Origin of the sequence: Streptomyces sp. NBC_01775 (genome assembly GCF_035917675.1) — a bacterium.
In the GTDB taxonomy this organism is placed as follows: Bacteria; Actinomycetota; Actinomycetes; order Streptomycetales; family Streptomycetaceae; genus Streptomyces.
Genome location: NZ_CP109104.1, coordinates 274,941 through 299,992 on the forward strand (window position 1 = coordinate 274,941; position 25,052 = coordinate 299,992).

Sequence of the window (25,052 nt, forward strand, 5' to 3'; positions counted from 1 at the left end):
TCCGGCGGCTCCACTCACGTCAGGCCGATGAGCCGCCGGGAAAAGCCCTACTCGTTCCCGCCGTGCTCGCGCGGCCACCCGATGACGCCTTCCGCCTGAACATCGCGCAGAGTCGCTCCCTCGAACCGAGCACCGGTGACGTTGGTCAGCCCGTGCGGGGGCATGCCCGTGTTCACGTGTCCGAACCTGGCGTCGGTCAGATCGGTGTCGCGCAGGTCAGCGCCCCTCAGATCGCATCCGGCCAGGCGGACCCCGCGCAGTGAAGCCCCGCGCAGGTCCGCGTCGCTGAGGTCGCACAGCTTGAAGCCGCACCCGTCCAGGGTGGCGTGGCGTAGATCGGCCCCGGCGAACGAGCAGCGGGTGAACCGCAGCCCCGATGTGCGGGCCGAGGCAAGGTCCTGGCCGGTGAAGTCCTCACCGTGCACGTCCACATGGCCGCGAAGGGCGGCAAGTCGTTGTCTCGCGGTCAAGGGCTTGGCCATGTACGTCAGCGTGTCAGCCGGCTCAGCCGCCGTCGCTCGAATTTCGGACAGCCGGACGACCTCCGGCAAGAGCGCATCCGCCGTGCCCAGCACCTGCTGGAGACCACCACGCTGCCCGTGGACCGGAGGCACCCGGACCAAACCGAAACGCCTCGCCCAGCCCGATGTGCGCGCCGAGGCCGGCTCCACCTGCTTCGCCACGAAGCGGAGGCCGGCCGAGCCCCGCGACCAGCAGCCCCGCCCCGGCCTCGCCGGGATCCGGACATCAACTCACCCATCGCCCTCTCGGAACGCAAGCAGGACCTTGCCCGATACCGAGGCGTCCGCGGCGACGGCGAGCGCCTCCAGGGTCTCGTCGAGGGGGAAGGAGTGGGTGATGACCGGGCCGATCGGCAGGGACCCGTCGGCGATCGCCGCGATGACCTCGTCGATCTCGTCGTTGAACCGGAACGAGCCGACCATGCGCAGCTCCCGGGAGATGGCCTGCGCGATCGGCACGGGCTGGTCGCCGCCCGGCAGAAGACCGACCATGACCACCGTTCCGCCCCGGGTGGCGCCCGCGATCGCGGACGCGAGACCACGGTGGTTACCGGAGGACTCGATCACCACGTCCGCGTCCACGGCGGCGATGCCCTCGGCGTCAGCGGCGTCGAGCGTCCGGGTCGCTCCGACCTCGGCCGCGATCTCACGGGGCTTCGTGTGCAGGTCGACCGCCACGATCTCGGCGGCGCCGGCGCGCGCGGCCACCGCGACGGCGAGCGCGCCGATGGGACCGCTGCCGACCACCAGGACGCGCTTGCCGGCGAGGTCGCCCGCCTGCGACACGGCGTGCCAGGCGACGGCGGCGGGTTCGGCGAGGGCGGCGATACGCAGGTCGATCCCCTCGGGCAGGGCGCGCAGCATCGCCGCGGGGAGGACGACCTCGCGGGCGAAGGCCCCCTCGGTGTGGGGGAACCGCGCAGCCGAGCCGAGGTAGCGCACTCCTGGGGAGAGGTTGGGCCGGTCACGGGGGAAGCGGACATCGGTGTCCTCGTGCCTCGCCGGATGGACCGCCACCTCGGTGCCGGCGGCCGGGCCGGTGCCGTCGGCCGCTGCCCGGAGCACGGTGCCGACCACCTCGTGGCCGAGCACCATCGGTGCCCGCAGGACGGACTCCCCTACGGCGCCGTGCCGCCAGTAGTGCAGGTCGGAGCCGCAGATGCCGCCGTATGCGAGGGCGACGACCGCCTCGTGGGGCTCGGGGGACCGCACGGGGACGCTGTCGACCCTGACGTCGTCGGCGCGGTGTGCGACGACCGCGGTGGTGGTGCTGGTGGTCATGGACGTATCCCTTCTCAGACGACGACCGTCATGCCGCCGTCGACGAAGACGACCTGGCCGTTGACGTAGTCGGACGCGCTGGACGCGAGCCACACGGTGGGGCCGACCACGTCGTCCACCGTGCCCCAGCGCCTGGCGGGCGTGCGGCCGAGGATCCACGCGTTGAACTCCTCGTCGTCCACGAGGTTCTGCGTCATCTCGGTGTGGATGTAGCCGGGGGCGATGCCGTTGATCTGCAACCCCTCGCCGGCCCATTCGGCCGTCATGACACGGGTCAGGTTGCGCAGGGCGCCCTTGGCCGCCGTGTAGGGGCCGATGGTGGGGCGGGCGAGGTCGGTCTGGACCGAGCAGATGTTGATGATCTTTCCGGCGTGGCGCGGCAGCATCCGTTTGGCGACGTGGCGGCCCACGACGAAGGCGCCGGTGAGGTCGGTGTCGATCACCCGCCGCCAGTCGTCGAGGCTCACCTCGGTGAGGGGTTCGCGGTGCTGGACGCCGGCGTTGTTCACCAGGACGTCGATGGCGCCCACTTCGGACTCGACGGAGGCGAGGGCCTGGGCCACCGCGTCCTCGTCGACGATGTCGAAGGCCCGGGCCGCGACACGGTTCTCGCCGAAGCGCTGGGCGAATGCCCTGCGCGTCGTTTCGAGGCGGTCCGGGTCCACGCCGTTGAGGACGACGGTGGCCCCGGCGTCCGCGAGTCCTGTGGCGAGACCGCGTCCGATGCCGCGGCTCGATCCGGTGACCAGGGCGACTTTGCCGGTGAGGTCGAAGGGGGAGGTCATGTGCGGGAGTGTCTTCCTGGTCAGTAGAACTCGACGGTGTTCACCTGGTTGAACAGGCGCTCTCCGTCGAGGAGCCGGGTGGCGTTGGCGGCGAACAGTTCGGCTATGAGGCGGTCCTCCGCCGCGTTGAGCGCGGCGGTGTGCGGGCTCACCAGCACGTTGTCGTGGTCCCAGAGCGGGCTGTGGGCCGGCAGAGGTTCGGTCTCGAAGACGTCCAGCGCCGCGAAGCCGACGTGGCCGGAGTCGAGTGCGTCGGCCAGGGCGGCCTCGTCGACGACACTTCCGCGGCCGACGTTGACGAGGGACGCGCCGGGCCGCAGAGCGCCGAAGAACCGCTTGCCGAGGAGGTGTTCGGTCGCCTCCGTACCGGGGAGCGTGTTCACGACGGCGTCCACCGTGGGCGCCACCTCGGCGATCCGGTCGGGGCTCACCACGGCGGAGACACCGGCGACGCTGACGTCCCTTCTGCTCGTGCCGATCACCCTGGCGCCGAGCGCATGGAGCTTCGCGGCGACGACGCGGCCGATGCCGCCGAGGCCGAGCACCAGCACGGTCTGCTCGCTCACCTGCCGCATCGTCCAACGGCCGCTCCACTCGTGGTCGCGCTGCTGGCGGTTGAGACGGGGGAGGTTCTTGGCTGCGGCGAGGACGCCGAAGACGGCGAACTCGGCGAGCGGCGCTCCGTGTACACCGGCCGAAGTGGTGAACCGCACCCGGTCGAGTTCGTCGGCGCGGAGCCCTGCGGCCTTCACCTGGCTGCCTCCGCCCGCGGCCATGGTGTGTACCCAGCGCAGACGCGGATTGGCACGGACGACTCGCGCCAGCGCGGCCGGGTCCACGTCCGGAATGCCATAGAGGGCGTCGGCGGAGTCGAGGGCGGCCTCGAAGGCACGCTGCTGCTGAAGAGTCCGCTGCCAGTTCGGATCGCCGGGAAAGTCCGCGGGCCAGCGCATCGGAGGAAGGAGCGAGTGGTCGACCACGAGGTCGACCCTTGGCTCCAGTTCCCGTATGCGCGCGCGGTTCTCCGTGGACAGCGGTGCGGCGACCGCGACACGGAGCCGCCCCGGCTCCCGCTCCCGGGCAGTCATCGAGCGTCCCTGTTCCGCAGCGCCTCGACCTCGGCGTCGAGCGCCACTTCACGGGCGACGATCTCCTCGACCGCCTTGAGCGCTTCCTCGGCACGGTGTGGCGGGATGACGATGACGCCATCGCCGTCGGCGGCGACGATGTCACCGGGGTTCACCACGACACCGCCGATGGCGACCGGTTCGCCGATCGTGCCCGGCCCGTTCTTGAACGGCCCGGCGGGGGTGAGCCCGCGGGCGAAGACCGGGACGCCGAGCTTCTCGATGATCGCTGCGTCGCGTACGTATCCGTCCACGACCGCCCCGGCGGCACCGAAGGCGGCAAACCGCTGGGCGAGGTTGTCGCCGATGATGGCGCGGCCTTCATATCCGAAGGCGTTGATGACGAGCATGTCACCGGGAAGGATGTGCTCAAGCGCCGTGATCACGGCCTTGTTGTCGCCCGCGACGGTCAGGACCGGCAGCGCCGTACCGACGGCGGTGGCGCCGTTCCAGATGGGTGCGATGCCGCCGTCGGTGATGTTCAGCCGGTCGAGGGCGTCACCGAGGTTGGCCACGGAGTGGGCGCGGAACTGATCGAGCACATCCCCCTCCACGCGTTCCCATGAGGTGTTCACGCGCACGTTGTCCTCGGTCATCGCAGGCTCCTTCAAGTGTGTCGGTGGGGAGGGTGGGCGGGGAGGCCTCCGGCGTCTGCTCGCGCACGGGTCGGGGCGGCGAGGGGCGGGCGAGCGGGTTCGGGACGTCGCCGTACGGGCCTGCTGCGGCTGAGGCGAGCCGCCCCCTCGCCCGTCGGCCCCTGCCTGCCCTGTGAACCGGCCGCCGACGGGGCGGTGCCCCCGATGTTCTGGTGGAGAGGGCCATGGAGCATCCCGTCCCGTCAAGAAAATGCGAAACGTTTCGCGTTTTGCGAGAGTCAGTCTGCATCCATCCACGGCGCAAGACAAGAGGCGGCCTGCGAGACCGGCCTCCGGCGGTGCCCCCCCCCGGGGGCAAGGCCCCCGGTCCGGGGCGATGCGGTCGCACGGCGGGGCGGAGGCGTCGTGCAATGTGGGAGCGCACCCTCCTCCGCGATGTCGAACCGGGGTCGCCGGGGTGACCGACGGCCGCCACGGCCGACCCCGCACCGCCTCGGAGGTGCCGCCGGTCCGGGCGGAAACGCGATGGAATCGCAAGGTTGACTTCGGGGCAACGCAGACCCTTGACCGTCTTCAGAATGCGAATCTATTCTCATTCGCGACTCGAGTCGCAACTTGACTCTGGCGCTGTACCTCAGCCGGACGCGGCAGGCCGACACGTCTGCGGATCCGGCAACGGCACCGCACGTCCCGGATGGACGGGTTCCCGAACAGCGTCGAAGCCGCCGCGGACCTCCTCCGAGGAACAGCCGCCTCTCCCTGTAGGACCTACAGCGTGTGGGTGTACCTCGGCACCGGAGCCACCGCCGGCAGCGACCACGTTCAGCGCACGATTCTCAGGACACCGCTCCCGGAGTCCGCGACACCGAAAGCGAACGAGTATGACGACGTCAGATCGGCTTGACACCACATCGGATCGACTCAAGGTAGCGGCGGATCAGCCGGGCCCGACAGAGGGTGACGTTGTCTCCGTCAACGACAAGGTCGTTCGGAAGGCCACCGTCGCGGGCGCCGTCGGCTCCTTCGTCGAGTGGTACGACTACGGCATCTACGGCCTGCTCGTCACGTATCTCGCGATCAACATCATGGGCGAGGCCGAGGCCGGCGGCCTCTTCCTCACCAACGTCGGGTTCCTGATCAGCTTCGTCGCCCGCCCGTTCGGCAGTGTGATCTGCGGATACCTCGGGGACAAGATCGGACGCAAGTCCCTCCTGGCCACCTTGCTGGTACTCATCTCCGCCGCGACCGCGGCCATCGGCCTGATCCCCTCCTCCACGGTCATCGGCGTCGCCGCGCCCATCCTTCTGGTCCTGCTGCGGGTGCTCCAGGGCTTCTCGGCGGGCGGCGAGGTGGCCGGCGCCATGTCGTTCGTCGGCGAGTACGCGCCGGACGCACGCCGCAACTACATGATGAGCTTCATCGCGGTCGGCTCGTTCGTCGCCCTGATGTTCGGCAGCGTCTTCTCCGCCGTCCTCATCACGACGCTCGGCGACGACGCGATGACCTCATGGGCCTGGCGTGTGCCCTTCCTGCTCGCCGTTCCGCTCGGCTACGTCGGCTTCTACATCCGCCGCCAGCTGGAGGAGACCCCGCACTTCAAGGCGCTGCGCGAGCAGAACACGGTGGTGCGCAACCCGCTGCTGGCCGCCCTGACCTCCCGTCGTCACCTGAAGGCGATCGCGCTCACGATCTTCCTCCCGGCGCTCAACGGCCCCGGCTACTACCTGCTGTTCGTCTACATGCCGACGTACCTGAAGACCTCGCTCGGCGAGCACAACTTCTCGATGCTGCGGGCCCTCATGGTCACCGCGTTCAGCCTGGCCGCCATCGCGATCTGCATCCCGCTCATGGCCCGCCTGTCGGACCGGATCGGCCGCAAACCCGTTCTCACCGCCTCCGCCGTCGCGATGGCCGCCGTCTCCTACCCGATGTTCCGGCTCATCACCACAGGTGAGTTCGGCCTCGCGTGTATCGGCGTGGTGGTCCTCGCGGTCGCGTTCGCCGGCCACGCCGCCGTCATCCACACGGTGCTCGCCGAAATGTTCCCGACCACCGTGCGCTACTCCGCCTACAGCATCGGGTTCAGCATCTCGACGATCATCTTCGGCGGCAGTGCCCCCCTGGTGATGACCGAGCTCATCGAGTCCACCGGCTCCAACCTGATCCCGGCCTTCGCCTCCATCGTCACGGCCCTGATCACCCTGGTCACCCTCGCGTTCGTGCGCGAGACCAAGGGCCAGCCCCTCGCATCCAGCTGAATCCCCCAACCAGGAGACATCATGGCAATCAACTCCGTAGCCGTCGTCGCCGACCTCGGCGAGAGCTTCGGCAACTACACGATCGGGGACGACGACGCCCTCCTCGGCCTCGTCAGCTCCTCGAACATCGCCTGCGGCTTCCACGCCGGTGACCCGCGCATCATGGACCGGACCGTCGCCGATTGCGTCGAGCGCGGCATCGAACTCGGGGCCCACCCCGGCTACCCCGACCTCGTCGGCTTCGGCCGCCGGCTCATCGAGGCGAGTGAGGAGGAGATCCGCACCGACGTCCTCTATCAACTCGGCGCGCTCGACGCCTTCGCGAGGGTGCACGGCGGCACCATCAGCCACGTCGCCCCGCACGGCCGCATGGGCTCGATCGCGCAGACCGACGCCAAGCACGCACGGGCCATCACGGACGCGATCGCCGCGTACAACACCGGCTACATCGTCATCTGTCAGCGCGGCCTGCTCGCCGAGGAATCCCGCAAGCGCGGCCTCGAAGTCGGCTACGTCTTCCTGGCCGACCGCGGCTACGGCGACGACGGCATGCCCGTGCCCCGCTCGCACGAAGGGGGCCTGATCCACGACCCCGAGCTGATCGGCCGCCGCGCCAGGCAGGTCGTACAGGAGGGCACCGTCCGCTCGGTCGACGGCAACGTGGTGCCGCTCGGCCACGACGCCGACGTGCTGCTCCTGCACGGCGACCACCCGACCGTCCTGGAGAACGGCACCGCGCTGCGCGCCGCGCTCGGCGCCGCGGACATCCGCGTCGCCGGCCTGCGGGACGTCCTGGCGGAGAAGGCGCAGCGGGCGGAGGCCGCGCTCGCCCGTTGAGGGCCGAGCGCACTATCAGGCGATGACCACAGCACAGTACGGCGCCATCGCCGTCGAGCCCTTCGGGGACTCGGCGGTGATGGTGACTGTCCCCCATGCCGACCAGGCCGTCCGCAGAGCCGGGATCGCCGCCTTCCGCGACCGGTTCCTGGCACACCGCCCGCACGGTGTGCTCGACGTCGTCTCCGGTCTGGAGTCCCTGCTCATCGAGTTCGACCCGCTGCTGACCGCTCTACAGCATGTGGAGTACGCGGCCCGGCTGGTGGCGCGATGGGCACCGTCGCCGTCGGACGGAGCGGACCGTCCCCGAGCGGTGCGCGAGTTCGCCGTGCCCGTCGTCTTCGACGACGAGACCGGCCCGGACCTGGCGTCCGTCGCCGGGGAACTGGGCCTGGCCCCGGCCGAGGTCGTCGGGGCCATCGCGGAGTCCACCTTCACGATCGCGCTCCTCGGCGCCGCGATGGCCCCGATGATGGGCGGCCTCAAGGTGCCCTGGCCGGTACGCCGGCGTGCCGAGCCGCGCACGGACGTCACCCCCGGAGCCGTCATGATCGCCGGAACCAACGCGATCATCCAGCCGTTCCCCGGGCCGACCGGCTGGCGGGTGGTCGGGCGCACCCCGCACACCATCGTCGACATCTCCCGCCCGGACCCCGTCTCGTTCAGCACCGGCGACATCGTGCGCTTCGTCCCCGTCACCCACGACGAGGCCGCGGCCCTGGAGGGCGGTTTCCTGCTGCCGGTGGAGGGGTCCGTATGAAGACGGTGGCGCTCGACATCACGCGCACCGGATGGGTCACGACGTTCCAGGACCTCGGTCGCCGCGACACGGAACGGCGCGGTGTGCCCACCGGCGGCGCGGCCGACCAGCACTCGGCGGCCGTCGCGAACCTCCTCGTGGGCAACCCCCGCGGCGCGACGCTGATCGAGAACATGGGCGGCGAGCCGGCCCTCGTGCCCGACTCCGACGTCCTGCTCGCCGTGACCGGCGCCCCCGCAGAGGTCACGGTGGGCGGCACACCGGTCTCGAGCTGGTCGCCGCTGGTCGTACCGGCGGGTCACGAAGTACGCGTCCGCGGGGATGTGAACCGGGGGACCCGCAATTACCTGGCCGTCAACGGCGCGCTCACCGCTGAGACTCTGCTGGGCAGCGCGGCACCGGACGCCCGGATGGGCTTCGAGCAGGCCGTCGCCCGGGGCTCACGCGTCCTGCTGGAGACGGAGTTCCGAGGATTCACCGGCCGGCGGTTCGAACCGCCGTTGTTCCGGCTTCCCGTTCCGGTCCCCCGCTTCGAAAACGGGCCCTGGGACATCGACGTCGTCGCCTGCCACGGCATCCACACGATCGCCGGCATCCGTGAGGTGATCGGGGACTCGACGTACGTCGTCACCCCTCGCTCCAACCACGTGGGGCTCCGGCTCGACGGGCCGGTGCTGCACCCGGACTCCGACACCGAGATCGTGTCGCACGGGGTGCCCGTCGGGGCGCTTCAGATTCCGCACGCGGACGAGCTGATCGTGCTGGGCCGCTACCGCAGCCTGACCGCGGGCTATCCGATCGTCGGCGTCGCCTCGCGGACGTCCCTGCCCCTCCTCGGCCAGGCCGGTCCGGGCCAGGAGCTGCGGTTCCGCTGGACCGACCGCGAGACCTCGCTGCGCCGGTTCGCCCGGCGCGAGGCGGAGGTGCGCACGCTCGAACACGCGGTCGCCGAGGCGTTCGGCGCCCTCGGACTCAGCGCACCCTTGCCCCGAACCAACTGAGAATATATTCTCATTTGAAATTTGATTCGCATATCAGTCCTTGATTCACAGACAACCCATGGAAGAGGAACGGTGACGACGTCGACTGACAGGACCGCGCTCATCACAGGTGCGGGCAGCGGGATGGGACTTGAGACGGCGCGGCTGCTCGCCCGCGACGGTTTCACCGTCGTGCTGACCGGCCGCAGACAGGAGGCGCTGGACGCGGTCGCCGCCACGATCCGCGCCGAGGGTGGCAAGGCCCTCGCTCTCGCGGTGGACGTGACCCGCGCGGACGACGTGACCCGGGCCCTCGAGCGGGTGCGCACCGAGATCGGCCCGGTCGACGTCCTCGTCAACAACGCGGGCAGCGCCTCGTCGGTACTCAACCCGCAGTGGCTTCCGCACGACGAGTGGCGCCAGGTCCTCGACGTGAACCTCACCGCGGTCTTCCAGCTCACCCAGGCCGTGCTGCCCGACATGCTCGGCCGGGGCACCGGCACGATCGTCACCGTCTCCTCGCTCGCCGCCGTCAACCCCAACCTGCTCGGCGGGGCCGCCTACGGCGCGGCCAAGGCCGGGGTCCGCAACTTCATGACGTTCCTGCACAACACCTTCCGCAACCAGGGTCTGCGGGCGATCACCGTGCTGCCCGGCGAGGCGGACACCCCCATCCTCGACAACCGCGCCCGGCCTCCAAAGCCGCAGGAACGCGCCGGCATGGTGCAGCCCGAGGACGTGGCAGAGGCCATCCGCCTCGCCGTCTCACTTCCCCAGCGCGTGGTCCTCCAGGAGATCGTCGTCGCTCCCACCCGGCAGCGCGACACCTCCGCCGACCTTGAGATCAGCCGCTGGGCCGGCGCACCCGCCGACGTCGCACCGCAGGCCTGAACACCCGCCACCAGGAGGAGCCATGCCGCCCACCCTCACCACGCAGCCGCCCCGGTTCGCCACCGCGGAGGCCGTCGCACGGATCGCAGCCGCCTCCCGCCGGACGCAGCAACCCCAGTCGCGGGGCGACCTCGTCTCCCTCGCCATGGGCGAACCCGACTTCGACACACCCCATTTGGTGACCGAGGCGGCCCACGCCTCGCTGCGCGCCGGACGCACCCACTACTCACCGCTGCTCGGCGAGGCGGCGCTGCGCGAAGCGCTCGCCGAGAAACTCGCCGCCACCGCCGGGGCGCCGGTCGACGCCGGCGACATCCTGATCACCCAGGGCGGCACCGCCGGCCTCGCCGCCTCGATCCTCGGCATCGTCAACCCCGGTGACAAGGTGGTCGTCCCCGACCCCACCTACTCCCTCTACGCCGATCTGGTCAGCATGGCCGGAGGAACGGTCGTGCCCGCTCCGCTCGGTCCGGACCTGCACTGGGACCTCGACCGGCTTGCCGAAGCCCTCACGGACGCCAGGCTCTTCGTCTTCTGCAACCCCAGCAACCCGACCGGCATCGTGCACAGTCGCGAGGAACTCGACGCGCTTGCCGGCCTGCTCGACGGCACCTCCACGATCGTCATCTCCGACGAGGCGTACTCCGGCCTCGACTACACCGGACGGCCGTTCACCTCGGCGATCTCGCTCGACGCTCTGCGCGACCGTACGGTCTACTGCCAGACCTTCTCGAAGAGTTACGCGATGACCGGCTGGCGCGTCGGCTACCTCTGGGGACCGACGCAACTCATCCAGGCGTCCGCCCGTATCCACAACACCTTCAACGGCTCCGTGAACACCTTCATCCAGGACGCCGCACTCGTCGCAGTGCGAAGCTGCGAGGAGGATGTCGCCCGCATGCGGAGCGCGTACGAGGTCCGGCGCGAGATCATGCGGACGGAACTCGCCGCGATTCCCGGCCTCACCCTCAGCTCGCCGGAGGGAGCGTTCTACCAATTCCCCCGCTACGACATCGACTTGCCCTCCGTGGAGGTCGTCGCGGCGCTGCGCGCCCACGGCGTCGCCGTCCGCCCCGGAAGCGAGTTCGGAGCCCGGGGTGAGGGGCATCTTCGACTGTCGTACGCTGCCAGCCCGGAATCCATCACCGAGGGCGTCCGTCGGCTGGCCCAAGGCCTCTCGGCCCTGCAATGAACGCCGCCTCGCACGCAACGAGGAGTCGACCCATGCGCAGTGACACCGAGCGCAACCGCAGGCACCTGATCAAAGCTGCCGCGCGGCTGTTCGAGAACTCACCGACGCCGGTCAGCTTGGCGGAGATCGCCAAGCACGCCGAGGTGTCCACCGCGACGGCCTACCGCCACTTCTCATCCGTCGAAGAGATACTGCATGCATTCCGGGCCCAAGTAGGCTCCGAGCTGCGTGACTTCAGCGCCCGTCAGACCACGCGGGGCATGGCTCGGCTTGAGGCGGTCTCGCGCTGCTGGGTGTCGCTCGTCCTTGAGCACGGGGGCGCGATGGCGCAGATGCGCTCGCACCGCGGTTATCTTGAGCGGCTGCGGGAGACGACCGCCTACCTCACGCCGCAGGCCGAGGCGCTCGCCGAGCCACTCCGGCAGACCACCGAGGAACTCGGCCTCGGGGACCTCGGAGACGAGGCCCTCTACCTGTGGAACACGCTGTTCGATCCACGGGACATCCTCGACCTCATCAAGAGCGGACGCACCGAGGACGAGGCCGCCACCCGTCTGGTGGCCGCGCTGCGCGGGGCCCTGATCGGCTGGTCCACGGCGGACCAGCAGCGGGGCGAGTGAGGGAGAGCTCCGCGTCGTCGGACGGCCCCTGACATGGGACGTACCCAGGCCCGTGCGGGCAGGTCCACTCCTCAAGAGCGCCGCGCCCGTTCGGCAACGAATCCCGCCCTGATCGCGACGCCACGGGCGGCCGGCCGGCTCGCGCCCGAACCGGGACTCGCGCCTGAACCGGGACTCGCGCCTGAACCGGGACTCGCGCCCGAACTGAGAAGAGAGAGCAGCCATGGACGTCAACGCTTACATCGATGCCGCATACGAGGACCTCCGCAGAAGAAATCCCGGCGAGGGGGAATTCCATCAGGCGGCCCACGAGGTCCTGCACACCATAGCCCCCGTACTTCGAACCCGCCCGGGGTACACGGACGCTCGGATCGTGGAGCGGTTGTGCGAACCCGAGCGGCAGCTGATCTTCCGTGTCCCCTGGGTCGATGACCTGAATGAGGTGCAGGTCAACCGTGGGTTCCGAGTGGAGTTCAACAGCGCCCTCGGACCGTACAAGGGGGGCCTGCGGTTCCACCCGAGCGTGAACCTCGGGATTGTCAAGTTCCTCGGATTCGAGCAAATCTTCAAGAACGCACTGACCGGCATGCCGATCGGAGGCGGCAAGGGCGGGGCGGACTTCGACCCCAAGGGCCGCTCGGACGGCGAGATCATGCGGTTCTGCCAGGCGTTCATGACGGAGCTTTACCGCCATTTGGGCGAGCACACCGACGTGCCCGCCGGTGACATCGGGGTGGGCGGCCGGGAGATCGGCTACCTGTTCGGCCAGTACAAGCGGATCACCAACCGCCACGAGGCGGGCGTCCTGACCGGCAAGCCCGTCGCCTGGGGCGGATCGCACGCCCGTACCGAGGCCACCGGCTACGGCGCGGTGTACTTCGCCGAGGAGATGCTCGCCACCCGCGGTCACGGCTTCGACGGGCGCCGGGTGGTGGTCTCCGGGTCCGGGAACGTCGCCGTCCATGCCATCGAGAAGGTTCACGCCCTGGGCGGCCGGGTGGTGGCCTGCTCCGACTCCTCCGGCTACCTGGTCGACGAGGACGGCCTCGACCTGGACCTGCTGAAGGAGGTCAAGGAGTCGCGGCGCGCACGGGTCTCCGCCTACGCGGAGGCGAAGCCGACAGCGCGGTTCTCCGCCAGGGGATCGGTGTTCGATGTGCCGTGCGAAGTGGCCCTGCCTTGCGCGACCCAGAACGAGCTGGACCAGCAGGACGCCGTCGCGCTGGTGAAGGGCGGGGTGCTCGCCGTCGCCGAAGGCGCGAACATGCCCTGTACGCCCGAAGCGGTCGAGGTCTTCCGGAGCGCACGATCCTCTTCGGCCCCGGCAAGGCGGCCAACGCGGGCGGAGTGGCCACCTCCGCACTGGAAATGCAGCAGAACGCCTCGCGGGACAGCTGGACCTTCGAACAGACGGAGGAGCGACTGGCCGCCATAATGCGGCAGGTTCACACCCAGTGCCGCACCACTGCCGAGACGTATGCCGACGACGCCGACGACTATGTCCTCGGCGCCAACATCGCGGGCTTTCTCCGCGTCGCGGACGCCATGACGGCGCAGGGAGTCGTCTGACGAACTCGACGGTTCAGTTCTCGGTCAAAGAGGGCACGTCGCGGACGGTGGTGTCCCGGGTGCCCGCGTCGGCCGGCGCGGGCACGGGCCTGGGGACGGGCGGGGCCGACTGCGGGATGCGGGGGGTGTGGCCGCCCAGCCGCCGGCGTACGCCGTTCACCAGACGGGACGCGGTGAAGGTCGCGCCGTGGACGAAACGCATCGACGGGCCGAACGAGGGCGCGGCCGGCAATCCGGCGAAGAACAGCCCCGGCCGGGAGGACTCGAAGCGGGACGACAGCTCGGGGGCCTGGCTGGCGCCGACCGTACGCAGTCTCTCCCGTACGGCCGGGTCCAGCAGGCCGAGCCGGTCAAGGCGCGGGCCGAACCCGGTGGCGGCCACGATGTGGTCGGCCTCCAGGCTGCGGGTCTCCCCCTCGGTGGTGGTCAGCTCCAGCCGCACCCGCGACCCGGGCACCGCCGCCGCTCCCCGCAGGCGATGCCCCAGCAGGACCGGTACCCGTGCCTCGAACCGCTCGCGCAGCCACCAGGCACCGGCCGGGCCGAGGGCATGTGCCGCGATGTGCAGCCGGGCGGCGGCCGGCAGCCGGCGCACCGCCCAGGGGGCCTCCGACCACACCCAGCTGGGCCATCCGGTACCCAGACCGCAGTGCGGGTCCCGCAGCGAGCGCAGCAGCCCGCGGTCGAGCGGCTGCGGCGGGGTGTTCCAGTTGAGGCCTTCGGCGCGGGCCACCACCTGGGCGCGGGCGCCGTGTTCGGCCAGCAGCGCCGCCGTCTCCAGCGCGGCCTGGCCGGACCCGATCACCACCACGTCCTGCCCGCGCAGGGCGCTCAGCTCACGCTGGTGGCTGCTGTGCGAGAGCAGTTCGGGCGGCAGCGGACGCAGAGGTTCGGGGATGTGGACGAACGGCATGACGCCGACGGCCAGCGCGACGGCCCGGGAGATGAGGACCTCGCCCTCGGCGGTGCGCAGCCGGTAGCCGTCCGGGTGCGGGCCGACCTCGGTGACCGTCTGCTCCTCGACACCGGGGACCACCTGCCGGCCGAACCACAGCCCGTAGTCGGTGAAGGTGCCGATCGGCAACGGCCGGCCGTGCTCGGCGTGCACGCCCCGGGCGGCGCAGTAAGAGGCCAGGGTGTGGTCGCCGGCCGGGTCGGACAGGTTGGAGGACCACGGCTCCGACTTGAGGAACATGCCCTCCGGCATGTGGTCGCGCCACGAGGCCATGGGGCGGCCGAGGACCCGCAGATCGAGCCCGGCTGCCGCGGCGTGCGCCGCGATCGACAGCCCGTAGGGGCCGGCCCCCACCACTACCAGGTCGTACATGGTCGTTCTCCTTCTCGCGTCGGGCTGCTGAGCCGGCCGGAGTCGTACGTGCTCCGCCGGGGAAGTCTGGGCGGACCGCACCGCCTGGTGCGGCGTCACCGCACCGTGGTGGCCCGGCTGTCGGTGCGCCGGCTCCGTCCGGAGGCGGGCGCGGCGCCGGGCCCGGGGGGCGGTGCGGCGGGCCGCGGGAGGGAGCGCGGCGGGGCGAACGTCCGGCGCAGCCCCTTGCGCAGGCCCCGGCCCAGCCACGCCCGTGTCATGGCCAGGAACGGCGCGGGGTCGTCGGCGGCGAACCAGGCGGTCTCACCCGCGCGCGGTGCGCGGACGTACGGCGGCTGCCGACGCGCCCGGCGGGGTCGGCAGCCGGGGGCGGTCAGCGCGGAGAGCAGGGCGTAGTTCTCCACCCGGAGGACCCGGCCCAGCGCCGCGGTCGTCGCGGGGACGGGGCGGCCGGTCAGGTCCAGGTGCAAGGCGCGGACGACATCCAGTCCGGAGCGGTCGGTGAACAGCCGGAACTGGGCGCCGGGCCGGGGGTTGAAGTCCAGCAGGTGGTAGATGCCGGTGACCGGGTCCAGCCGGAAGTCCAGGTCGAGGATGCCCTGGTAGCCGAGGTGGCCGGCCAGCCGCCGGGCCGCCGCCTCGACCTCCGGATTGGGCAGCCAGCGGCCGACGGCGGTGAGCCCGGCGCGCGGCGGCCAGGCGCGCTCCTTGCGGCCCGCGCCGCCCAGCAGACAGACCGCGTCCCGGGTGAAGCAGCCGTGGAAGAACCAGTCCGTACCCGGACCACCGGGCACCTGGCGCTGGAGCAGCAGCGCGCTGCCGGCCTGCCCGGTGCGTTCGTACAGCCGCCGTACCTGGGCCCCGGTGCGCACAACAGTGGTGCTGCGCAGCCCGGAGGCGGGCGGCAGCAGCCAGGGGCGGCTCCACTTGGCGACCAGCGGGAGGCCCAGCTCCGCCACCGCGTCGGCCGCCTCCTGGGCGCTGCGGGGCCGCACGGTGTCGGGGTAGGCGATGCCGGCGGCGCGGCAGCGCTCGGCCAGCGCCGCCTTGTCGGCGACCGACTCGGGCAGCCCGGCGGGCTGTTCTGGCAGCAGGAAGCGGCCGGCCAGCCGGGGGGCGAGCCGGGCCACGGCGATGGCACCGGCGTCGTCCATCGGGATGAGGACGGCGGGCTGCGCGATCCGTTCGGACACCTGGCACAGGGTCCGCAACAGCGCCGGGTCCGAGATCGGCCCGGGCGGACGGGCGTGCGCCCGGTGCAGGTACCGGGAGCGGGCGGGCGGGCTGTGCGGGGACTCGAGGAGGGCGTGCACCTCGATGCCCGCCCGGCCCAGCGATCTGACGGCGCCCAGGGTCCCGTGGTGGAAGGGGTTGGGATCGAGCAGCACCAGCAGCACGGGCACCTCGGTGTCGAACTCGGGCATGGTGGCCTTTCCTTCACTACGGGGCGGGGCCTTCACTACGCGGGGGCCCTTCACTACGGGGCGGGGTGGTGGCTTCGTGGGGCCGAGCGGGGGGACGCGGGTCGCGAATGGGCTAGTACGGCGCCTTCGGCAGCACACCGGGTGGGGCTCCTGATTACTGTCGAGAAGTGGGCGCACCGGCTCGCGGAGCGTCCCGAGGGGAGTCACCATGCGCCGCCAAGGCCGCTGGCTGGTGGTCAACTGCGTCACAGCGACCTCCGCCGCGATCCTCGTGACCGCCATCACCGGTTCGCCGCCCGACGGCGCGGGTGGCACCGACGACGGCCGGGAACCGTACGCGGCGCCGGCCCGCTCGACCGCCTCGCCCAGCGGCGACGCGCCCGGCGGAGGGGCACCCACCGACGGCGCGCCCAGCGGAGGCACGGATACGGCCGCCCGCACCGGGCCCTCCGACGTTCCGGCCGAATACCGCCGGGCCGAGGGCGCCTTCCTCAGCTCCACCCCCGAGGGGGTGGAGCGCATCGCCGACCTCCAGCTCTGGCTGGGTGGCCGCCGGCTCCAGGTGGGGCACACCTACCTGCCGGGCGATGTGTGGGCGAACATCGAGGGCAAGCCGGACTTCCTGCGGCCCTGGACGAAGTGGCGGCGCACCGACAGCGAACGGATGTTCGTGCTGAACGTCCCGATGCTGGAGCGGAACGAGAAGAACGTCCCCGACGGCAAGGTGCGCTCCCTGCTGCGCACCGGCGCCCGCGGGGCGTTCGACCGCCATTTCCGTACGCTGGCCGAGCGGCTGGTCCGGCTGGGGGCGCCGGACACGGTGCTCGTGCTGGGATGGGAGATGAACGGCACCACCTACACCCACCGTTGCGGGCCCGACCCGAGGGCCTGGAAGAGCTACTGGCGGCGTATCGTCACGACGATGCGCGCGGTGCGCGGGCAGAAGTTCCGCTTCGACTTCGCCCCGAACCGCGGCGAGGACGCCATCGGCTGGACGAAGTGCTACCCGGGGGACGACGTCGTCGACATCATCGGCATGGACTCCTACGACCAGCCGCCGGGCGAGGACTTCACGGACATGGTGAACCAGCCGTACGGGCTGCGGCAGCAGGTCGAGTTCGCCGCCGCGCACCGCAAGCCGATCTCCTACCCCGAGTGGGGGCTGTTCCGCAACGGCGACAACCCCGAGTACATGCGCGGCATGCTGCGGTGGATCGACCGCCACAAGCCGCTCTACCAGACCATCACCGACTACTGCCCGCACGGGGTGTGGCAGTGCCGGGGCAACCCTGAGTCCTCGGCGGTCTTCCGCGATTGGCTTTCGGCCCACCCCTAGGAGGCCGGGCAGCCGGCACGGCCGGACAGCCCCTCCCCCGGCGCGGACACGGCGGGTCGTACCGGGCGTCCTCATGCCCCCGCCCGGCACGCCCGGCGGGCCCCGGCCGCGTCCGCGCGGCGGCTGTTGAGCCGTGAGCGCCACCGGCGCACCGCGGGCAGCCGGGTGCGCACCAGCTCGGCGGCGGCCGAGCGGGCGGCGGCGTGCGCGACCTGGGCCAGCAGCACGGGCAGGCCGACCGGCCGGGCCAGCAGCAGCCGCTGGTTGGTGACGGTGACCGGGCGCAGATGCCGTTTGTACGGCTCGGTGCCGCGCAGCATGCTCAGCGCGCCGCGCCCGGTCTCGGACACGTACCGGGCGTCGTGGCGCAGCAGCATGGCGGTGATGTCCACCTTCCGGGACCGGAGTTCGGGGTGGGCGCCGCTCAGGTAGCCGCCGGCCAGGTCGGCGGACAGCAGCGTCAGATCGAGGGCCATGACCCTGCCCTCCACCCGGTACTCGATCAGCCGGGCATCGCCGGCCCGCACCATCCCGGTGGCGGCCCGGGCCAGATGTTCGGCGAACCTTGGCCGCAGGTGCTCCGGCGTCACCCCCCGCCCCCGCCACTGCAATCCGTGCAGCCGCAGCAGGGCCGCCACGGCCGCGGGCACCTCGGCGGGGGGCACGGCCCGCTCCTCGATGCTCAGCTTGTCCAGCTTGCGCAGCTTGGCGCGGAACGTGCGCGCGGCGCGCCCGGAGAGCCTCGCCACCAGGCCCTCGACGGGCACTCCCGGCAGCTCCAGGCACGCCGAGTCGGGCAGCCTCCGGCGCGGCCCCCGCCAGCGCGCGTACACCTGCTCGGCGGCGGCTCCCGGCCGCACCTCGCGCAGGTCGACGACGGAGCCGCGGGCCGCCTTCCGCATGCCGCGCACCAGCGCGACGGCTGCCTGGGGGGCGCAGCTGTCGTCCAGCAGCACGTCGCAGAAATCGGAGATGTCGCCGCCCAGCGGCACCAGCGCCGGAAGGGGCCGGTAGATCAGCGTCAGCGCTGCCGCCGCGATCAACTCACCGCCCTGGTGGACGAGTACGACGCGCAGCCGGCCCGGGGTGCCGTACGAGAGCCACCACGAGTGCAGCCACGCGTGGCTCTGGAAGGCGGTCGCGCTGGGGCAGCGGCGGTGGAGCGCGGTCCAGTCCTGGGCCAGCGCGGCGAACCGCTCGGGGTCCCGGCACACCGTCACGGCCAGGTCCGCGGCGGCCGGTGCGGCGGGCGATCCGGGGCCGGGCGGCCGGTCCGGGGCGGGGCGCACGGCCGGGGGCGTACGCCCGGCCGGCCAGGCCCGGGTGCCGGACACGGCCCGGGTGCGCGGTGCCGGGCGCCGGCCGAACGGCCGCTGCGACGCCTGGCGCTGGGGAGCTGTCATGACGCCTCTTCCTGGGTCGCGTTCTGCACTGCCGGACACGGCGGCTACCGTGCGGCCGGGCTCGCCGCGGCGGCCGGGCGGTCCTGGGCCGGTGACGGGCGGTCCGCGGCCGGGGCGGGGGTACCGGGTGCCGCGGCCGGGCCCGGCACACCGGGCAGGTCGGCGCGGTGTCCCGGGCGCGGGCGGATCAGCCGGATGAGGCCGCCCAGCAGTCCGCCGGCGCAGCCGCCGACCGCGGCGGCGACGGTCAGCGAGGGCGAGGTGGGCCCGGCGGGGGGTGTGGCCCGGGCGAAGGAGAGCAGCCGCACGGTGGTGCGTTCGGCGGAGTGATTGCCGTGCCGGGTCAGGGCGCGGGAGACGGCGTTGGCGACGACGGCGGCGCGGCCGGGCCGGGCGGCGGTGGCAGAGATCTCGATCATCGGGGCGTCCGGCGAGGTGGCCGAGCGCACGGCGCTCTGGAGGGTGCTCAGCGGCAGCCCGGCGGCGGGCCGCGCCTCGCGCAGGACGGCGCCGCCGGCCGCGACCCGCCCGTACGCCTGGGCGAAGCCGAGCGCGGTGGCCGGATCGGTGTGCGCGGTGGGCACCACGACGACGTAGCTGGTGGCGGTGTACTGCGGTGCCTTCAGCAGTCCGTACCCCGCGCCGGCGCCCGTCCCCAGCAGCAGGCACAGCGCGACGGGCCACCAGGCGGGCAGCGAGCGGCGCCGGGTGCGGGTGCGGCCGGCCCGGGAGGGGGCGAGGCGGGCGCGCAGCCGGGCGAGGCGGCCGGGTGCGGCGCCGTCCGGCGGGGCGGGCTCGGTCGGTTCGGTGCTCATCTGTTCACCTCGTGGGGTCGGCCGGCGCGGGAGCCGGTGAGGCGTTCGGCGGGTGCGGTGAGGCGGCCGGAAGGGGCGTCGGGGCGGGCGGCGGCACCGGCGAGGCGGGTGTAGACGGCCATCAGCCGCTCGGCGGTGCGGCCGATGTCGTAGCGGCGGACGGCCGCGGGGACCGGCAGCCGGTATGCGTCCGCCGCGCGCAGCCCGCGTAGTTCAGCGGTCAGTTCGGCGGTGCTCGCGCCGACGCGGCGGGCGCCGGGTGCCTCGGCGGCGGGCAGTTCATCGATCGCCGGGCAGGTGACATGACGGACGGGCAGTCCGGCGGCGAGGGCCTCCAGCACGGAGATACCGAACGTCTCCTCGCCGGACGGGGAGGCGAACACGTCCATCGCGGCCAGCAGTCCGGGCAGTCCGGGGACCGGCGCACCGCCGTCGGCCCCCGCCGGTCCCTCGCCGCCGCTCGCGCCGGGCAGCAGGACCCGGTCCGGCACGCCGAGCTGCCGGGCCAGCCGTTCCAGAGCCGCCCGTTCCGGGCCCTCTCCCACCAGCAGCAGCCAGGCTCCGGGCAGCGCGGCGACGGACCGGAGGAGGACGTCGAAGCGCTTGCCTGGCACCAGCCGTCCGACGCCGCCCACCACGAAGGCGTCGTGCGGCAGTCCGAGCCGCGCCCGCGCCTCGTCGCGCGCGGCCTGCTCGAAGCGGAAGCGGCGGGCCTCGATGCCGTTGGGGATCGTCTCGATGCGGGCCGCCGGCACGCCCCAGGCCCGCAGCCGGTGCGCGACGGTGTCGGAGACGGCCACCGTCGTCGTGCCCAGCCGCTCGGTGGCCAGATACAGCGCCCGGGCGGAACGGGTCAGCGGGCGGCCCTCGATCTCGGCCTCCCCCAGCGAGTGTTCGGTGGCGACGACGGTCCGCACCCCGGCCAGCCGGGCGGCGATCCGGCCGTAGGCGCAGGCGCGGTACAGGTGGGTGTGGACGAGGTCGTAGCGGCCCTGCCGGATGATCCGGGTGAGCCGCGGCAGTGCGGACAGATCCCGGTTTCCGGCCATGCCCAGGTGGGTGACGGGGATGCCGTCGGACCGGATACCGGCGGCGACGGCGCCGGGATCGGTGAGCGTGACGACCTCGCTCTCCATCGGCAACTGCCGCAGCAGCAGCCTCAGTTGCTGCTCCGCACCGCCGACGCCCAGCCCGGTGATGATGTGCAGCGCCCTCACCTGCGCCCCCCGTCCGCGGTGCCGGTCACGGCGGACGGCGCGGTGGGCGCGGCGCAGGCCGCCGGGGCGGTCGCGGGACCGGCCGACGCCGCCGCCTCTGCGGGCAGCGGACGGCGGCGCATGGGGTGCAGCCGCCGTTTGAGGTGCAGCCGCCATCCGGTGTCGCTCTCGCCGATGTGGGCGCGGGGCAGCGCGTACCGTCCGGTGAGCGGGCCGGGGTCGATGGCGCAGGCGTAGCGGTAGCCGGCGCCGCGTACGGCCTCTGTCGCCCGCTGGTCCACGGTGCCGTAGGCGTAGCAGTAGCCCTCCGGGGGCTGCCCGGTGATCTCGGCCAGGCGGGCGCGGCTGTCGCGGACCTCCGCGCGCAACGCCGCGTCGTCCGCCTCGGGCAGGCTCAGGTGGCGCATGCCGTGCGAGCCGATCTCCACCCCGTCGCGGGCGGCGGTCCGGATCCCGGCGGCGGTCAGCAGCGGCTTGCGCGGGCCCTGCGGGTCCCAGCCGTTGTCGCCGCCGAGCCGGCCCGGCAGCACGAACAAGGTGGCGGTGCACTCGTGCCGGAGCAGCAGCGGCAGGGCGTTGTCCACGAAGTCGGCGTAGCCGTCGTCGAAGGTGAGCCCCACCAGCCCGGAGTCGCGCCCGGCTTCCCGCGCTGCCAGCAGCTCCCGCACGCTCACCCCGCGCAGGCCGTGCCCGCGCAGCCAGGTCAGCTGCTGGTCGAGCCGCGCGGGCGAGACGGTGATCCGGTACGGGTCCTCGGCCCGGTCCGTGACCGAGTGGTACATCAGCACCCACGGCGGCGCGAGCCGGCGCCGCCGGGGCCGGAACCGGGACGCGGTGGCCCCGGCCGGGGATCGGCGGGCGGGCGGGCCGGTTCGCGCGGCGCCGCGGGTCCCGGCCTGGGGTGCGGCGGCGGGTGTGTGGGGCGGTGCGGAGGCGGGGGACGGCGCGGGCGCGGGGGTGGCCGCGGTGGAGGAGAGGGGAGCGGACGCGGACTCAGCGGGCATGGCGGAGCTTTCGTGTGAGGGTGACGATCAGCTGGGGCGCCTCGGGTGCCCGTACGGCGAAGGCGGTGGCGACGAAGACGGCCGGGACGGCGAGCGCGCCGACCGCGGCGGTGAGCGCGGTGTGCGGGATGGCGGGGGCGAGCGTCCAGCCGGCCGCGGCGGCGGCGACGGCCGGCAGGGTGAGCCGCCCCAGGTCGCCCGCGACCCGCCGGGCCCGGATGGCGATCACCCGGGTGCCCAGGCCCCGCAGCAGGAGGCACGCGGTGGTGGTGATCCCGGCGGCGTTGGCCGCGGCGATGCCGTGGATGCCCCAGTACGGGGTCGCCGCCGCGCTCGCCACGACGGTGATCAGCAGCCCGGCGGCCATCACAGCTGCCGGATACCAGGTGGGGCGGGCCGCCGAGAAGAACGGCCGGACCAGCGCGCCGACCAGGCTGTGGCCGAGGAGCCCGAGTGAGTACACGCGCATGACCGAGGCCGTGGCGGCGGTGTCGGACGCGTCGAACTCACCGCGCTGGAAGAGGAGTTCGATGATCTGCGGGGCGTATCCGACGACGTAGGCAGCGCCCAGCAGGACCACCACGGCGGCCAGTGCCAGGTCGCGCTCCACCCGGAGGCGGGCCCGGTCCGCGTCGCCGTCGGCCACGGCGCGGGCCACGGCCGGGAAGGTGACGGTGCAGATCATCAAGGAGAGCACCATCGGCATCTGGGCGACCTTCTGGGCGTAGTTCAGGTGCGAGATCGCACCGGCGGACAGCGAGGAGCCGAAGTGCCGTTCCACCAGCACCTGGGCCTGCCGGCCGAGGGCGAACAGCAGCACCGGCGCGATCCCGCCCAGGCTCAGCAGCCCGATCCGGGCAGCGGGGCCCGGCGACGGGGGCGGGGCCGCGTCAGGAGCGGTCCGAAGGAGATGCGGGCGGCGCATGTTCAGGCGGCGCAGGAAGGAGGGCAGTTGGACGAGCACCATCAACGCGCCGCCCACGGCGACGCCGACGGCCGCCGCGCGCACCCCCAGCAGGGAGTGCAGGGCGAGCATGGTGGCGCAGATGCCGAGGTTGTAGGCCACGTAGATCGCGGCGGGCGGGACAAAGCTGTCGTGGGCGCGCAGCGCGGCGCTGAGGTACCCGGCGATGCCGAAGGTGACGACGGCCACCGCGGTGAGCCGGGTGCAGGTCACCGCGAGCCCCGGGTCGGCGAGGCCGGGCGCGAGCGCCCGCACCAGCACGGGCGCGGTGGCCAGCAGAAGTGCGGCGACGGCCGCCAGCCAGGCGAACAGCCGCGGGAAGGTGGCCGCCGCCAGCTCCCGTACGGGGTCGGGCGCCGCCGGGTCCCGGCCGCTCGCGGTCCGCCGGGACAGCGCGAGGCTGAACGCCGGTACGAGGACCAGCGCCATGGCGTCCTCGATCAGCAAGGTGGCGGCCAGTTCGGGCACCGTCCAGGCCACCAGGAAGGCGTCGGTGTCGCCGTCGGCGCCGAACAGGTGGGCGATGGCCTGGTCCCGGACGAGCCCGAGCAGCGAACCCGCGGCCGTCAGCGCCGCTGTGAGTGCGGCGGCGCGGGCGAGGAACCGCCCCAGCGGGGAGGGTGGCGGGGAGGGCGGGGTGCCCGACGGGGCGGGCCGGACCGGCGGGCCGGCGGTCGGCGTCGAGGGGTGCGCCGCGGGTCTCCGGGGCCCCTGCCCCGGTCCCGGCTGGTCCTCGGTGGCCGTGCCGCTCACCGGGCCTCCGCTCCGGCGCTCAGGGGTGCCCCGGACTCCGGTACCGCGCCCCGGCCCAGCGCCCACCAGGCGGCCAGCCCGAGCGTGATCCCGGTGAGCACGGTGGAGGGGCCGCCGATGTCCGAGTATCCGAAGTCCACCAGGTGCCAGATCAGCAGCCCGGCGGCGATCAGTCCGCAGTCGGTGGCGCGGGCCGGGGACGGGGGCGCCGCCCGCGCCGCCCGCAGCCGGCGCAGCGTACGGGCCATGATGACGGCCCAGCCGCCGGCCACGGCGGTCAGCCCGAGCAGGCCCTGCTCACTCAGCACGAGCAGATACATGTTGTGCGGGGACAGCAGCGGCTCCTTGCGGAAGTCCTGGCCGGCGCCGGCGGTGTCGCTGCCCGAGGACAGGGCGAGCGAGGCGTGCGCGTCGCGGTGGGCGGCGAAGCCCTTGGGGCCGACCCCGGTGGCCGGGTCCTGGCGCCAGATGCTGGTGGCCGCCGCCCACATGGTGTAGCGGTCGGTGACCGACTGGTCGGGGGCGGCCGTGACGTCGGTGATGCTGCTCATCCGCTCCCCGATGAGCTGCGAGCCCACGCCCAGTCCCCCGACCAGCAGCACGGCCGCCGCCGCCAGTACCCCGAACGTCCGCAGGGCGAGCCGGGCGCCGGCCAGCATCAGCACGGCCGCCGAGGCCACCGCGGTGGCGATCCACGCGCCGCGGCTGAAGGAGACGGCGAGCGGCACAAGCAGCAGCGCGGCCCCGCCGAGAGCGGCCGGGCGCAGCCGGCGGGGGCTGCCGGCCGGCGGTGCCAGACCCAGTCCGAGGGCGACCAGAAGGCCGCAGGAGACGACCGCGGACATGCCCATCACGTCCTGCGGCCCGAAGGTGCCCACGGCCCGGATGTCCTGGCCGACGTAGGAGGCTCCGGTGCCGGTGAGGTACTGCCGGACCCCGACCGCGCCCTGGACCAGCGCCAGCACCAGTACGGCCCCGGCCAGCACCCGGAAGCCGTGCGGGTCGCGCAGGACCAGGACCACGGCGGCCGGTACGAGGACGAAGATCTGCGCGTAGCGCACGAAGCCCGGCAGACTGGCGCCCGGGTCGTACGAGGCAGCGGTGGCCACCGCGCAGGCCACGGCGGGGGCCGCCAGCACGCAGGCGGCCGGCCCGTCCAGCGGACGGGTCCGGGTGCGCAGCAGCCACACCGCGCACCCGAGGACGAACAGGCCTGACGCCACATCAGCGGGTGTCGCCTGCCCGGTCCTCGACGCGTCCTCGTGCACCGGCGCGCACAGCAGCAGCACGGTCAGGACGCCGGGCAGTAGCGGGCCCAGCCGGACGAGGTGTGCGCGCACGTGGCCCGGCGGCCGGCGGACCGCCGCCGGCAGGGTGGATGTCACCGCCACG

At 73.0% G+C, this 25,052-nt stretch carries 21 protein-coding genes and 1 pseudogene; 9 read left to right on the plus strand and 13 right to left on the minus strand.

The annotated features are described in order from the left end of the window. Positions 1-47: 47 nt before the first annotated feature. The 5 genes from OHB04_RS01355 to OHB04_RS01375 form a co-directional block, all read right to left on the minus strand. Positions 48-482, minus strand: a complete 435-nt coding sequence (locus tag OHB04_RS01355) for a pentapeptide repeat-containing protein (protein WP_326685906.1) — start codon at positions 480-482, stop codon at positions 48-50. A 270-nt stretch (positions 483-752) separates the two neighbouring features. Next, positions 753-1,802: a zinc-binding dehydrogenase gene (locus OHB04_RS01360; protein WP_326806550.1), complete on the minus strand. Its 1,050-nt coding sequence runs from the start codon at positions 1,800-1,802 to the stop codon at positions 753-755. A 14-nt stretch (positions 1,803-1,816) separates the two neighbouring features. Then, entirely contained in the window at positions 1,817-2,587 is a 771-nt protein-coding gene (locus OHB04_RS01365) for an SDR family oxidoreductase (RefSeq protein ID WP_326685908.1), read from the minus strand. 20 nt (positions 2,588-2,607) lie between these two features. Beyond that, positions 2,608-3,675 carry a D-2-hydroxyacid dehydrogenase gene (locus tag OHB04_RS01370; protein ID WP_326806551.1) on the minus strand — a complete coding sequence of 356 codons (1,068 nt, stop codon included), beginning with the start codon at positions 3,673-3,675 and terminating at the stop codon, positions 2,608-2,610. After that, positions 3,672-4,310 (minus strand): RraA family protein, encoded by a 639-nt coding sequence (locus OHB04_RS01375; protein WP_326806552.1) that lies wholly within the window; start codon positions 4,308-4,310, stop codon positions 3,672-3,674. Before OHB04_RS01375 ends, OHB04_RS01370 begins: the two co-directional genes overlap by 4 nt. An 881-nt stretch (positions 4,311-5,191) precedes the next feature. Here OHB04_RS01375 and OHB04_RS01380 point away from each other — a divergent pair. The 8 genes and pseudogenes from OHB04_RS01380 to gdhA all read left to right on the plus strand — a co-directional run bounded on the left by OHB04_RS01380 (position 5,192) and on the right by gdhA (position 13,417). Further along, a complete protein-coding gene (locus OHB04_RS01380) occupies positions 5,192-6,568 on the plus strand; it encodes an MFS transporter (protein WP_326685911.1) in 1,377 nt (458 codons plus the stop codon). Positions 6,569-6,589: 21 nt separating this feature from the next. Then, positions 6,590-7,405 (plus strand): LamB/YcsF family protein, encoded by an 816-nt coding sequence (locus OHB04_RS01385; RefSeq protein ID WP_326685912.1) that lies wholly within the window; start codon positions 6,590-6,592, stop codon positions 7,403-7,405. A gap of 22 nt (positions 7,406-7,427) precedes the next feature. After that, positions 7,428-8,165, plus strand: a complete 738-nt coding sequence (locus OHB04_RS01390) for a 5-oxoprolinase subunit B family protein (protein ID WP_326806553.1) — start codon at positions 7,428-7,430, stop codon at positions 8,163-8,165. Then, positions 8,162-9,166 (plus strand): biotin-dependent carboxyltransferase family protein, encoded by a 1,005-nt coding sequence (locus tag OHB04_RS01395; protein ID WP_326806554.1) that lies wholly within the window; start codon positions 8,162-8,164, stop codon positions 9,164-9,166. The genes OHB04_RS01390 and OHB04_RS01395 overlap by 4 nt, the downstream gene beginning before the upstream one ends. Before the next feature lie 72 nt (positions 9,167-9,238). Continuing rightward, positions 9,239-10,036 carry an SDR family oxidoreductase gene (locus tag OHB04_RS01400; protein WP_326806555.1) on the plus strand — a complete coding sequence of 266 codons (798 nt, stop codon included), beginning with the start codon at positions 9,239-9,241 and terminating at the stop codon, positions 10,034-10,036. Positions 10,037-10,058: 22 nt separating this feature from the next. Beyond that, positions 10,059-11,228 (plus strand): pyridoxal phosphate-dependent aminotransferase, encoded by a 1,170-nt coding sequence (locus OHB04_RS01405; RefSeq protein ID WP_326806556.1) that lies wholly within the window; start codon positions 10,059-10,061, stop codon positions 11,226-11,228. Between the two features lie 32 nt (positions 11,229-11,260). Continuing rightward, positions 11,261-11,848, plus strand: coding sequence for a TetR/AcrR family transcriptional regulator (locus OHB04_RS01410; RefSeq protein WP_326685917.1), 588 nt, complete (start codon positions 11,261-11,263; stop codon positions 11,846-11,848). A gap of 223 nt (positions 11,849-12,071) precedes the next feature. Further along, positions 12,072-13,417: pseudogene (gdhA, locus tag OHB04_RS01415) on the plus strand (NADP-specific glutamate dehydrogenase). Positions 13,418-13,430: 13 nt separating this feature from the next. Here gdhA and OHB04_RS01420 read toward each other — a convergent pair. Both OHB04_RS01420 and OHB04_RS01425 read right to left on the minus strand, forming a co-directional pair. Next, entirely contained in the window at positions 13,431-14,744 is a 1,314-nt protein-coding gene (locus OHB04_RS01420; RefSeq protein WP_326685918.1) for an NAD(P)-binding domain-containing protein, read from the minus strand. A 95-nt stretch (positions 14,745-14,839) separates the two neighbouring features. Beyond that, positions 14,840-16,168 carry a carboxylate--amine ligase gene (locus OHB04_RS01425; RefSeq protein ID WP_326685919.1) on the minus strand — a complete coding sequence of 443 codons (1,329 nt, stop codon included), beginning with the start codon at positions 16,166-16,168 and terminating at the stop codon, positions 14,840-14,842. Between the two features lie 208 nt (positions 16,169-16,376). Here OHB04_RS01425 and OHB04_RS01430 point away from each other — a divergent pair, with 208 nt between their 5' ends. Next, positions 16,377-17,504 (plus strand): glycoside hydrolase family 26 protein, encoded by a 1,128-nt coding sequence (locus OHB04_RS01430; RefSeq protein WP_326685920.1) that lies wholly within the window; start codon positions 16,377-16,379, stop codon positions 17,502-17,504. Between the two features lie 71 nt (positions 17,505-17,575). Here the strand turns inward: OHB04_RS01430 and OHB04_RS01435 are convergent, their stop codons facing one another. The 6 genes from OHB04_RS01435 to OHB04_RS01460 form a co-directional block, all read right to left on the minus strand. Then, positions 17,576-18,907 (minus strand): GNAT family N-acetyltransferase, encoded by a 1,332-nt coding sequence (locus OHB04_RS01435; protein WP_326685921.1) that lies wholly within the window; start codon positions 18,905-18,907, stop codon positions 17,576-17,578. A gap of 44 nt (positions 18,908-18,951) precedes the next feature. Continuing rightward, entirely contained in the window at positions 18,952-19,722 is a 771-nt protein-coding gene (locus OHB04_RS01440; protein ID WP_326806557.1) for a lipopolysaccharide biosynthesis protein, read from the minus strand. Further along, the gene (locus tag OHB04_RS01445) at positions 19,719-20,939 is read right to left on the minus strand and encodes a glycosyltransferase (protein WP_326806558.1); all 1,221 of its coding nucleotides are present in this window, start codon (positions 20,937-20,939) and stop codon (positions 19,719-19,721) included. Before OHB04_RS01445 ends, OHB04_RS01440 begins: the two co-directional genes overlap by 4 nt. Then, positions 20,936-21,721: a polysaccharide deacetylase family protein gene (locus tag OHB04_RS01450; RefSeq protein WP_326809383.1), complete on the minus strand. Its 786-nt coding sequence runs from the start codon at positions 21,719-21,721 to the stop codon at positions 20,936-20,938. Before OHB04_RS01450 ends, OHB04_RS01445 begins: the two co-directional genes overlap by 4 nt. A gap of 211 nt (positions 21,722-21,932) precedes the next feature. Next, positions 21,933-23,660, minus strand: coding sequence for a lipid II flippase MurJ (locus OHB04_RS01455; RefSeq protein WP_326806559.1), 1,728 nt, complete (start codon positions 23,658-23,660; stop codon positions 21,933-21,935). Continuing rightward, positions 23,657-25,051, minus strand: a complete 1,395-nt coding sequence (locus OHB04_RS01460) for an O-antigen ligase family protein (protein ID WP_442814773.1) — start codon at positions 25,049-25,051, stop codon at positions 23,657-23,659. Before OHB04_RS01460 ends, OHB04_RS01455 begins: the two co-directional genes overlap by 4 nt. Between the last annotated feature and the right edge of the window lies 1 nt (position 25,052).